At 61.1% G+C, this 12604-nt stretch carries 7 protein-coding genes; 2 read left to right on the top strand and 5 right to left on the bottom strand.

The genetic code is table 11. The features are described 5' to 3' along the window. Positions 1-29: 29 nt before the first annotated feature. A complete protein-coding gene (locus tag KGA89_RS12955) occupies positions 30-1085 on the top strand; it encodes a hypothetical protein (RefSeq protein ID WP_223471747.1) in 1056 nt (351 codons plus the stop codon). Positions 1086-1155: 70 nt separating this feature from the next. Here KGA89_RS12955 and KGA89_RS12950 read toward each other — a convergent pair whose 3' ends face one another. After that, entirely contained in the window at positions 1156-1920 is a 765-nt protein-coding gene (locus KGA89_RS12950; RefSeq protein ID WP_223471746.1) for an SDR family NAD(P)-dependent oxidoreductase, read from the bottom strand. A 304-nt stretch (positions 1921-2224) separates the two neighbouring features. Here KGA89_RS12950 and KGA89_RS12945 point away from each other — a divergent pair, with 304 nt between their 5' ends. After that, positions 2225-6400, top strand: a complete 4176-nt coding sequence (locus KGA89_RS12945) for a DUF5801 repeats-in-toxin domain-containing protein (protein WP_123350847.1) — start codon at positions 2225-2227, stop codon at positions 6398-6400. A 495-nt stretch (positions 6401-6895) separates the two neighbouring features. Here KGA89_RS12945 and KGA89_RS12940 read toward each other — a convergent pair whose 3' ends face one another. The 4 genes from KGA89_RS12940 to KGA89_RS12925 all read right to left on the bottom strand — a co-directional run bounded on the left by KGA89_RS12940 (position 6896) and on the right by KGA89_RS12925 (position 12515). After that, a complete protein-coding gene (locus tag KGA89_RS12940; protein ID WP_123350846.1) occupies positions 6896-7582 on the bottom strand; it encodes a LuxR C-terminal-related transcriptional regulator in 687 nt (228 codons plus the stop codon). A 478-nt stretch (positions 7583-8060) separates the two neighbouring features. Further along, positions 8061-9434: a TolC family outer membrane protein gene (locus KGA89_RS12935; protein WP_123350845.1), complete on the bottom strand. Its 1374-nt coding sequence runs from the start codon at positions 9432-9434 to the stop codon at positions 8061-8063. Positions 9435-9436: 2 nt separating this feature from the next. After that, a complete protein-coding gene (locus KGA89_RS12930) occupies positions 9437-10762 on the bottom strand; it encodes an HlyD family type I secretion periplasmic adaptor subunit (protein WP_185047012.1) in 1326 nt (441 codons plus the stop codon). Continuing rightward, positions 10731-12515 carry a type I secretion system permease/ATPase gene (locus KGA89_RS12925; RefSeq protein ID WP_123350844.1) on the bottom strand — a complete coding sequence of 595 codons (1785 nt, stop codon included), beginning with the start codon at positions 12513-12515 and terminating at the stop codon, positions 10731-10733. The genes KGA89_RS12930 and KGA89_RS12925 overlap by 32 nt, the downstream gene beginning before the upstream one ends. Positions 12516-12604 lie beyond the last annotated feature (89 nt).

The following is a 12604-nucleotide window of genomic DNA, read 5'->3' as shown; positions in this document are numbered from 1 at the left end:
TATCCCCTGCTCATTCACGGAGAGAGCCTATGCCCGTTCCCCTTCAGATCCCCGCACACCCCGGGGAAAACCTGCGCCCCAGCACCCTGGTCGCCGAGGACCTGCTGAACCCTCGCGGCCTCTGCCTGCAAGCCGATGGCAGCCTGCTGCTGACCGAAGCAGGCTCGGGGTTGCCCGACCAACCCTTCAGCGGCCGTATCAGCCGACTGCGACCGGATCCGCAGCGGCCCGGCGCCTACCTGCCCCGCGAAACCCTGGCCCAAGCGTTTCGCGCCATGAACATGCAGGCGCGCATGCTGCGCGATGAAATCATGGGGGTGTCGGACATCGCCTGTGGTGACGGACGCTGCCTGGTCAGCCAGACCGATTACGTCGCCGGCTCCAAACTGCTGGACCTGCAATTCACACCGCCCGAACCGGTCTTTCATAGCCGTGGCAACCTGAATGCGCTGTGCTACCACCCGACCCGCCGCAGTTGGCTGGCCGTCAAGCCCGATACCAACCAGTTGGTGGAGTTCGTCACAGGCCAGGAAGAGCGCGTACTGGCGCAACTGCCCGAACTGGATCAAGGCCAGGAGGCCGTTCCCGTGACCCTGGTGTACGAACCGGCGACAGACGCCGTGCTGATCAGCCTGTTCTCGGGCGAACTGCACGGCGACCCGAGCCGCAAGGGCATCGACTTCGCCGAGAAGGCCGGCCAGGTGATCCGGGTCTGGCCGGACAGCGCCAGGATCGACACCCTGATTCGCGGCCTGCAACTGCCCACCGGGCTGGCGCTGCGCCCCAACGGCCAGTTGCTGGTGCTGGAGCTCTGCGAGCGCCTGCAACAACCGTTGCTCCCCGACTGGAACGGCGAACCCCTGCATGGTGGCTTTACCCGGTTCAGTGGGCGACTGCTTAGCTGCGACTTGCAGACAGCCCAGGTCACGGTGCTCGCCCGCGACCTGGATACCCCTTCCAACCTGTGCCTGTTACCCGACGCGGTACTGGTCAGCGAAGGCATGGGTCTGGTCGGGCGGCCACTGCCTGCGCCAGATGGAAGCGTGGTGCCGTTAAACGGCAGACTTCGTCGGGTGCAACTCTGAACAAACGCTCAAGGCCGCAGGCAAAAAAACGGCGCTTACCCTTCATGGGATAGGCGCCGTTTTTCTTGACTCAGCCAGCAGTGACCGTCATGCCACCGTCCGCCATGACCACCGAACCGACGATAAAGCTGGCACGGTCCGACGCCAGGAACGCAACCACCTCGGCAATTTCTTCCGGCTGTGCGGCTCGGCCAATAGGCGCGGCTTCACCGTGCTGGGCAAGGAACGCCGCGCCGTCCTCGACCACGTCATTGAGGATGTTGGTGACCACATCGCCAACTCCGACCGCATTGACGCGAATGCCATGCCCGATGACTTCCAGCGCCAGGGTCCGCGTCAGTTGTGCCAGGGCACCCTTGGAGGCGGTGTAGGCGGCAATGGTCGGGAAGGCAAAATAGGACGCGTAGGACGCAATGTTGACGATGGCCCCCGACTTTTTGGGCATCATTGCCTTGACCGCTTCGCGTGAATGCAGGAAGGCGGCGGTGGCGTTGACCGCCTGGATGCGCTCCCAGTCCTGGCGCGTCATGTCGATCACCAGCTTGTTGATAATGATCCCGGCGTTGTTGACCAGGATGTCCAACCGGCCGAACTGTTCGACGGCCAGGCCAACGGCGCGCTCGGCAGCGCCATCCTCGGTGATGTCAGCCTCCAGCGGTACCAGCCCGGGACGGGCCAGCTCATGGACGGCGGGGTTGATGTCTTCCGCGACCACCTTGGCGCCGCGGGCATGCAACAGCAATGCGATGGCCTTGCCGATGCCACTGGCGGCTCCGGTGACCAGTGCAACCCTGCCTTCGACTTCGTGGGGAATGCTGTATTGGATATCGGTCATGATCGCTCTCCTGCGTGAACGGGCAGACGAGGCATTCGCCAGCCCGGCGCCCGTGGGCGCTGTCGTTGTCGACGGCTTCACTTTCTCGCAACGACGACTGTCGGGCTTTCGCAGGCTTGCCGGGACTGTTGGGGTTTTGCGCAAATCTGCCCACGCCGGCTCAATCCCATTGCCGGTGGCATAGGCCGAAACTCCCACCCAGCCTGGGAGTATCAGCCGATACGCAATAACGCCGGGCTTCCCCATAGTTGCGGTCATAAGGTCAACGGTCAGGCCTCGATGACCGCATGCTCTGGAGAAAGTCATGACTATTCGCGAGCAAGACTCAGCACTGCTGAGCGATCCGGCCTCGCTATACACTACAACCGCCAGCACCGGCCTGGGGGTCGTGGCAACCGGCATCAACGTAACGCTGGATGAAACCGCAAATTTGCAGAACGGCACCGCCACGCCGAGCCCTGCAATAGACGCGGATGACAACGATATTCTGGTCGTATCCCTCCCCACGGCCTTCGCCAGTCGCCTGACCGCACTTGGCACAGGGACCGCGACGGGAGCAGCCTTGAGCGGCTATACCGGCGCCGTGGGCAACACCGGCAGCGATGCGTTCACGGTCAACGCCGCGCCTGGAGCAACCATTACCAATATCAGCTTCGTCGGCAGCACCGGTGCGCCGCTCGACGGTGTCGACAGCGGGCTGGATACGCTCAATGGCACCAGCATCCTTCTGTACACGGACACCAACGACAATATCGTCCTCGGCAGGGCCGGCGGGCCAGCCGGTGCAATCGTTTTTGCCGCCTACATTGAAGAAACCGCCACCGGCGGCAAGATCTGGACCGTGCTCTACGAACCGCTCCAGCAACCCATCAATACCAACCCCGACGACGCCGTCAATCTGCTGGATAAAGTCTTCATCGGCGCGAGCCAGGACCTGGAGTTCAGCCTGGCCAACGCACCCTCCGGCCAGAACCTTTTCCTGATGTTCACCACGGCGAACCCGACGACAACGCTGGTCGACGGTGTCCTGCGGATCACCGAGCCCACCATCATCGCCACCGGCAAGAACCCGGCCGACCAATCCAGCGGCGCCAATATCACCACGGGCGACACGATCAACACCAGCCAGGCCGGTGGGCCGACGACCTTCGGCACCAATAACCAGATGATAGTGGAGCAGGAAGGCATCCGTTTTACCTTCGTCACCGGTGCCAGGCAGGATGTGACCATTCCCAACCTGGACCAGACCGAAGCGGACGTGGAATCCAACATCGACTTTACCGACGTCTTCAATGCGAGGATGGCCAACTTCGACATCGTGCAGTTGCAAAGCGGCAAGACCGCGGTGGTAAAAATCAGCGCGTTCAGCACCGCGGCTGAAACCGGGGTGAATTTCATCAACGGCTATGTCGGTGACACCTCGGTTGCGATCAGCAACGTGCGGGTCATCAACATCAGCACCGGCGCCGTCATCGAGAACTCGGACGGCTCGGTCAATGATGCGGGCATCGTCATCAGCTTCGCCTCCGGCGTCGCCACCATCACCGGCGTCAAGGCCGGCTACCAGATCGAATACACAACCACGTCAGATCACAACCGCGTGCTCATCGAGAACGGCGCGGCCCTCGATGCCAAGGGCACCAGCCACGCCGACTTTGACATCGGCGGCTTCACCCTGGTCCAGGCTTCCATTGCCAAGACCGAGATCGGTTCCAAGATGATTTTCGAAGACGATGGGCCGAGCATCGGCACCACCGGCACCGAGCCAACCCTGACGGTGGACGAGACGCTACTGGGCACCAACGCCACGCAGAACTTCGCCGCCAACTTCGTTTCAGCCTACGGCGCCGACGGTGCCGGCACGCTGACCTACGCACTGGGTGTGGTCGCGGGCGCTTCCGGGCTCACCGACACGGCCACGGGCGAGGTGGTCAACCTCTCGCTCAATGGCACGACGGTAGAAGGCCGCACAGCCAGCACCAACCTCTTGGTGTTCACCGTCAGCGTAGCTACCAATGGCGATGTCACCCTCGACCAGATCCGGGCCGTGGTGCACCCCAACACCACCAATCCCGATGACGCCAAGAGCCTGACCTCGGACACCCTGGTGACGCTGACCGCGACCAAGACTGACAGGGACGGCGACAGCGTCCAGGCGACGCTCAACATCGGCCAGAACCTGGTGTTCGAAGATGACGGGCCGAGCATCAGCACCACCGGCATCGAGCCAGCCCTGACCGTGGACGAAACGCTACTGGGCACCAACGCCACGCAGAACTTCGCCGCCAATTTCAACTCCTCGTTCGGCGCCGACGGTGCGGGTACGCTGACCTATGCTTTGAGCGCGGTGACCGGCGCTTCCGGGCTCACCGACACGGCCACGGGCGAGGTGGTCAACCTCTCGCTCAACGGTGCGGTTGTGGAGGGACGCACGGCCAGCACCAACCTGTTGGTGTTCACGGTCAGCGTGGCCACTAATGGCGATGTCACGCTCGACCAGATCCGGGCCGTGGTGCACCCCAATACAAGCAATCCCGATGACGCCAAGAGCCTGACCTCGGACAACCTGGTCACGCTGACCGCGACCAAGACCGACAAGGACGGCGACAGCGTCCAGGCGACGCTCAACATCGGCCAGAACCTGGTGTTCGAAGATGACGGACCGAGCATCAGCACCACTGGCACCGAACCAACCCTGACCGTGGACGAAACGCTACTGGGCACCAACGCCACGCAGAACTTCGCCGCCAACTTCACCTCCGCCTATGGCGCCGACGGTGCTGGTACGCTGACCTACGCCCTTGGCGTGGTGACCGGCGCTTCCGGTCTGACCGACACGGCCACGGGGGAAGCGGTCAATCTATCGCTCAACGGCACAACGGTAGAAGGTCGCACGGCGAGCACCAACCTGCTGGTGTTCACGGTCAGCGTGGCCGCCAATGGCGATGTCACGCTCGACCAGATCCGGGCGCTGGTGCATCCCGACGCCACCAATCCCGATGACGCCAAGAGCCTCACAGACAATCTGGTCACGCTGATCGCGACCAAGACCGACAAGGACGGCGACAGCGCCTCAGCGACACTCAACATCGGACAGAACCTGGTGTTCGAGGACGACGGCCCTTCGGTCGCGTTCGGCAACCTGATCGGCACCGGCAGCGTGCTTGCGCAATACGGATTCTGGGATAAATCGGCCGGGGCCGACGGGTTGGGAGCCGCTGGCCTGGACATCTCGCTGGTCAATGGCCAGTTCACCCTGGTCAGGCCCGACGACACGACCACGACCGGGACCGGCACGCTCGTCGAGCAAGCATCCTCGCCGGATGCCAATGGCGCGTACCATTTCGCCGGGACGTTGACCGGTGACTTCGACAACAACGCCACCACCGCCGCTACCAGCGTCGACTACACGCTGACCGCCTATGCCAATGGCAGCTATGCACTGGACCTGGTGCAAGGCTTCAGCTCGACTATCGTACGCAGCAGTGCCGACGGTTCGCTCGATGCCGGCGGCCCGGATTCGGTGCGCACCTTGTTGATCCCTGAGACCAGCAATCCGGCCATTCCTTCGACATCCGAAGAAATCGTGTTCTTCTCCGCGAAGGCACTTGCCTCCACCACGGATATCCTGACCGGCATCGGCCTCGGCGCTCCCGACCCCACCGAGGCTGCCCTGCAAACCACGCCCCTGCCGTCCTACATCGACCCGGCGGCCATGAACGTCAGCACCTCCGGCATCGGCGTCGGCAACAACCTGCTGCAAGGGGACAACCTGGTGGCCATCAGCGCTGCCGATGAAAGCTTCGTCATCAACCCGGAAAGCCTGGTGACGGGCATGAAAGTCTTCATCGACAACTCAGTGGCCGGCTACAACACCGCGACCGAGGACCTGTATTTCCGGATCTACTACGAAGACGGCACGTTTTCCAACCTCACCGAGGTCAACACCCTGACGCCCGAAGCGGGTGGGCAGGTGTCCTTCGAGATCGAGCGCGAGGGCACGGCGATGATCGATGCCGTCCAGCTCACAATGGGCCGTGGCGCAATCAAGATACCGGTCATCCAGTTCATCCAGGAAACCGAGAACCTGGCCAGCGATGTGCAACTGTCGTTCAACGCAACGCTGACGGACAAGGACGGCGACACCGCGACCAGTGCGTTCGACGCCAACCTGTTCGCCAACAACGCAGCCGATGCACTCTTCGACTACACGCTGGTTGGCACGGGTGGCGAGCGTGATGCCTTCAACGTCGACCTGACATTCACCGAGAACCAGTATCAGGTCACGGGGTTTGATGTGAGCCAAAACCTGCGGGACACCCTGGTGCTCAATGGCGATCAGAGCGCCGTTGTCCAATCGATCGATAACGCTGGCGCAGACAGCGTCGTTACGGTCGCCGAGTCTGGCGGGCAAATAACAACCATTACGTTGGTGGGCGTGGATCTGCAGAGCAGCGACGTTGTCTTTGGCAACGCCTGAAGCATCGCGTGCGTGAAAGATGCGAGGATGGCCTGGAAACCATCCTCGCATCGCTTTTCATACCTTCCCTGATCACGACAAAATCCAGCTCACCTCAAAGAGGAATCTGTGCCGAACACAAATCTTTTGCCCTATGAAGATCCAGTGTGGGAGCGAGCTTGCTCGCGAAGGCGGTGGGTCAGCTTGCATCAATGGTGCATGTGCCACTGTCTTCGGGAGCAAGCTTTGCTCCCACAGATCTGACGGGTGTACGACCGGAAGAGCCAGGTCGGCTACTAGGCCGCCTCGCGGTGGACGTTGATCTCGGCGCCCCGTTAACCACGCTGGCCGAACGCAGGCATTGTGGAGGGGGCAAAGCGCTTTTGGTTGCTTTTGGCTGGTCCGGCTCCCGGCTTTTCCAAAAGTGACCCGCCGTCAGGGCGGAACCCTAAGCAGCCGTTACCGCAGCAATGGATATGTACTCAATCAACAAAATCCTAGCCAGTTCCAACAAGGTCAATCCAACTCCACCCAAGTGGACTCCGGCGGCTCTTCACTGTTGGTAAGCCCATGCTTGAGCGCATACATCAACAGGTCGATGCGGTTAATAAGATCAAGCTTCTGATAGATGTTACTGAGGTGATTGTGCACCGTGTGCTCGCTGATACCCAGGCGCCCAGCGATGCTGATGTATTTGGCGGACGGATCCCCCACGATGGCACGAATCAATTCCTTCTCGCGCAGCGTCAACCGAGCCTGTTTCGCCTGCTCCAGATTGCACTGGGTGGTTGCATGGCCGATGGCGGCATAGCCGGAAAGCCCACCGGCCCAGGCCCTGTCCATTCCGATATCGCGATGATGCACCTTGACGATGGCCTGGATAATCGACTCCGTCGGGTCTTCGGCCAACACAATGCCCCGTGCGCCCGCCTCTATCGCCTGGGCGACAGGAACGGCCTCATACAACCCCTTGAGCACCAGCACTTTCATCTGCGCACTGCGAGTCAGCCCGGCGACAACCTCCAGAGGGTTCAGCGCATCGGGAAAGAAACTGAAAAAAATCACGTTGGGCCGCAACTGATCGGCAAGGTCCAGTGCATGGGTATAGGTCGAAGCCTGACCGCTCACTTCCATCTGCGGCTTTCTGGCGTTGATCAAGTCATGAAGCCCCCGGAGGACAAGGGGACGACAATCGACCAACATCACGCGGATTGGTGCTCTATGATCCGGTCTCATATCGCTAACCCCCTCGCAAGGCAAACCAGGATGTCCACTGGATGTTCTGGTGGGGGTAGCGTGCATTTCAAGAAGCTGGGAGAAACCATCGAGACAATCTTAATAGGAATAATTATCAACAGCTTACACATGATAATGTGCCCCTTACGAGCTCGTAGGCTGAGTCTAGGCCAGCCCGGCGCGCCACTGACAGCTCATCAGCCAGCCGTCGGCCAAGGCTTGGCACCGCCCCGTCTGCGCAACCTTCCCGAAAGGAGAAAAACACTCGCTAAATCAGCTCGTTGAGCCGGGAGCGAGGAATTGGCAACCTGTATGAGGCCGAGAGAAAATCGTCAATTAATCGACGAGTGGCATGCACTTACAACGCCTAATAAATATGAAGTCAATATATCGTCAAAAATCTACTCCGAATCAGCCAACGGAAGGTCGCATGGGCCTATTCCGATCAGCGAAAGTCTTGGCCAACGCTGCCGGAACTTAACCAGCTATTTAAATTTTCGATACCCTCGGCCGGTGGTTTCCCCGCCCAGCGGTTCAGGATCAGCACGTTGCTGAGAAAGTCGTATTGGGTTTTAAGCAAGTCGCGCCGAGCGCGGAACTCATTGCGTACGCTGGCCAGGACATCGACGGAATTGACCATCCCGTAGCTCAGCGCTTTCTCGGCGGCCACCCTGGATAACTGTGCCGACTCCAATGCCAGCCGGTTCGCACCGATTTTTTCGCCATTGGAATTGGCGGTCAGGTAGGCGTTGGTGATCTCCTTGACCACCCGGCGCCGGGTCGCCTCCAACTGTTGCTCGGCAACCACTTGATCCTCGTAGAGCCCACGGACCCGCGCCGAGGTCGAGCCGCCGCTGTACAGCGGTACCTGAAGACCTATCCCGGCGACATAACTGTCGGTGCGAGGGGCCAGGGAGTTGTTGTAGCCCTCATTGGTCTGTTGCGCACTCAGGTTCAGGCTCAGCGTCGGATAGTGCCCACCCTTGCCGCTGCGCAACGCTGCCCCCGCCGCTTCGACGCCGCTCTCGTTGGCCTTGAGCGCCGGGTTGAGTGCCATGCCATCGCGGACCCAGGTCTCCAGGTTGTGCGCCGAGACTTGCAACTGAAGGTCTTCACGAATCCGGTTGAGCCGCTCCTTGACGGGCCGGCCGACGATCTCCGCCAGTGCCTCGCGACTGAGGCTGACCTGATTGCGAGCGTCCAGTTCCTGGGCCGTGAGCAGATCTACCCGGGCCTTGAGATCGAGTTGATCGGTGATCAATGCCAGCTGCTTTTCGTACAACACATTGATCCGATCCAGGCTCCTCTGGGTGGTTCGACGTTCTGCCCGCACCAACTGCAATTCATCCTCGGCCGCCAGCGCGGTGAAGTAACGCCGGGCCAGTTCCACCGAGGCCTCGGCCTGGGTTTCCAGGGCCTGGGATTCGGACTGCCGGGCCAGGCTCTTGAACTTCTGATAGTTCTCCCACGCAGCTTTGTTGTAGAGGTACTGACGTAGCACCAGGCCGTAGCTTTCGCTATCGAAACTGCGCTGCACCAGATCGCTTTCCTGGTGAATCCGGTTCGACCCGGCGTTGAACGACAACTGCGGCAAGAGCGCGCCCATGGCTTCGCGCTGATGCTCCTGGCCCGCCTTCGCTTGCGCATAGGACGCCACGATCTGCGGATCCTCCAGCCGTGCCTCGCGATAAAGCTGCATGAGGTCGGTGGAAAACGTCGAGGCATTGACCTCGGCGGGCGCTGCCGCCTCGGTTTGTGCCAGAACCGCACCCGCGGCGAGCATCAATACACTGCCTAGCAGAGCTGCCGACGCAACCATGGTCATTCCTCGATCATCGATTGAGAAAGGGCATTGCGAGCCGGCTGCATCAGATACTGCAACAACGTGCGTTGCCCGGTGATAATCAAAACGTCCGCCGGCATGCCCGGCAATAATTTGCGCTCACCCAAGGTGCGCGCACCCGCCTCGGTTACCCGCACCCGTGCCAGGTAATAAGCCGTCCCCGTCTTTTCGTTGATCATCCGGTCTGCCGACACACTGCTGACCTCGCCTTCGATCACCGGCGTGGTGGCGCTATTGAATGCACCGAAACGGATATCGGCACGCTTGCCGATGGCGATGCGATCGATATCCACCGGTGCCACCTGGGCCTCGATGACCAGGTCGGACACCGAGGGCACGATATCGAGCAGTGGCGTCGCCGGACGCACGATCCCGCCAATGGTGTGCACCGTCATGTCGATCACCATGCCCGCCTCGGGCGCTCGGATGACGATACGAGAGAGCCGGTCTTCCAGTGCCGAGGTTTTTTCCTGCAGGTCGTAGATCCGGGTCTGGATCTCGGCCAGTTGCTTGACGACGTCAGCATTGAAATCCTTGTCGACTTGCAGTATCTGCAGCTGTGTTTCGTTGATCTGCAGGCGCGTCCGGTCAATGGTGGAGCGGTGATCGGCAACCTCTGAACGCAGCAGCCCCAATTTTCGCTCTTGTTCGAGCAGGCGCTGCTTGTCAACGAACCCCTGTTTGAGAAGGTCAGCCAACTCATCGATTTCGCCGCTGTAGGATTTCTCCAGATGAACCTTGGAGCCGACCATCGATTCCAGCCCCTTGATCTGCTGGCGGAACTGGCCAACGCGCTCGCGCAGCACCGCGATCTGGCCCAGCCGTGACCCTTGTCGAGCGCTGAATACCCGCGTCTCGCCCTGGCGCGCCTCCATGCCCCGCAGGCTGTCGGGATCGGCGATGTCACCAAAACCGATCGTCGGCAAACTGTCGCGCTCGGCGATAAGCCTCGCCTCCATGGCCCTGGCCGCTATCAGTTGGCCGCGAGCCATCTCGTATTCGAAGCGCAACTGGGCGTCATCGAGAATGATCAGCGGATCGTCACGCTTGACGATGTCGCCGTCGTGGGCAAGCAGCGCTTTGACGATGCCGCCTTCAAGGTGCTGGACGGTTTTTCGATAAGCCTGCACGGTGACCACGCCTGGCGCATACGCGGCACCGTCGAGGGGCGCGACGGCCGCCCAGGTGCCGAACACGCCGAAGATCACGCCTATGATGACAACGCCCAGGCGTCGAATATTGTGATCGGATGTCGGCAGGTCAGCGAAGCTCTCAATTTGACGACTGGGCACCATGGGGTTCATCGGAATCACCCTTGCCGGTATCGACCGAAGCCGTGCCGGTGCTTGCGGGCACGGCTGGCATCTGTGCCGGCTGTCGCTGCGCGTTAAGTTCGGCCAGGACATGCTCGCGTGGCCCGTAGAGACTGATAACCCCAGCGTTCATCACCATGAGCCGGTCAAGCTGCGACACAATGTTGGTCCGGTGGGTAATGACAAACAGCGTCGCGCCGGTCTGCCTCAGTTGCTGGATCGCTGCCGCCAGGGCGCGATCGCCGACGTCGTCAAGATTGGAGTTGGGCTCGTCGAGAACGATCAGCCGTGGGCTGCCATACAGGGCCCGGGCCAGTCCGATACGCTGGCGCTGCCCCGCCGAAAGCATGAGTCCCTCGCTGCCGATGACAGTGTCATAACCATCGGAAAACTGCAGGATCATCTCGTGAACACCAGCGGTCCTGGCCGCCTGGATCACCTTCACCGAATCGACTCCGGCGAAGCGAGCGATGTTTTCGCCGAGGGTGCCTTCGAACAATTCAATGTCCTGGGGCAAGTAACCGATATAGGGCCCAAGCTCATGCTTATCCCAAGTACTGATGTCGGCGCCATCGAGCCGAACCACCCCGTGCTGCGCCGCCCAGACGCCCAGCAACGCCCTGGCCAGGGTCGACTTTCCCGCCGCACTGGGACCGATGATGCCCACCATGCAGCCGGCAGGTGCGCTGAAGCTGATGTTCTTGAGGATCGGCGTCCTGGACCCGGGGGCCGCGACAATCAGGTTTTCGACCTGGACATGCCCCTGGGGCGCCGGCAAAGACATGCGCTCGGGTTGGGCCTGCTGTTTATCGAGGATGTCGCTCAAACGACTGTATTGAGAACGAGCGGCGATAAACCCCTTCCAACTGCCGATGATCAGGTCGATGGGGGCCAGCGCCCGCCCGAGCAACACGGACCCGGCGAACACCAGGCCGGCCCCTACCTGATGGTCCACGGCCAGGTACGCCCCCAACCCCAGCACCAGCGATTGCACGAGGATGCGAAAGGTGCGCGACAGCGTGCTGATGATCGCCCCGCTGTCGCTCGCTGCCGATTGCAGCAACAGCACGTTGCGTTGGCGCCGTCCCCAACGATCCATCAGGGTCTCAAGCATGCCCATGGATTCGATGACCTCGGCGTTGCGCAGGTTCTTGGTGGTGTAGAGCGTCGCGCCGATGTGCTCCTTGTTGGCCTGGGCCAGTGCCGGCCCGGTCAGCCGTTCGTTGACGAAGGCGAGCGCGAGCAACAACAGCGCGCTGCCCGTCGCGACCCAACCAAACCAGGGATGAAACAGGAACATTACCGCGATATAGATCGGTAACCAGGGCGCATCGAAAAACGCGAACAAGCCGTTGCCGGAGAGGAACTGTCGCAAGCCGGTCAAGTCGTTGAGCGATTGGGCTGAAGCATCCATGCCGCCACTCTCCAGAGCCCGTTTGAAACTGGCCTTATAGACTTGGCGACTGAGCAGCACATCCAGCCGGGTGCTGACCCGAACCATGACACGCGAACGGATCCATTCCAGCGAACCGAGGGTCACCAGCAATGCGGTCATGATCAGCGTCAGCATGGTCAGGGTCGTAAGACTGCCGCTGGTGATCACTCGCCCATAGACCTGGAGCATGTAAAACGTGGGTACGAGCATCAGCGCATTAATGAAAAAGCTGAAAAACCCGACAGAAATGAAGCTGTTCCGGCAGGCTTTCAGCGCCTTCTTCAGGCTGTTTTCAGGTGCGCTTCGCATTGAAACCCCCTGCTCGGGTAACTCTCCTCTGGAGCTTAGATCATGCCGAACAACGGCGTGTAGCAATTGGCCAGATTGTTTTCTGTCAG

Origin of the sequence: Pseudomonas sp. A-RE-22 (genome assembly GCF_019956035.1) — a bacterium.
Classification (GTDB): domain Bacteria; phylum Pseudomonadota; class Gammaproteobacteria; order Pseudomonadales; family Pseudomonadaceae; genus Aquipseudomonas; species Aquipseudomonas brassicacearum.
Note: the sequence above shows the minus strand (reverse complement) of the source record. Positions and strands in the feature narration are given on the sequence as shown.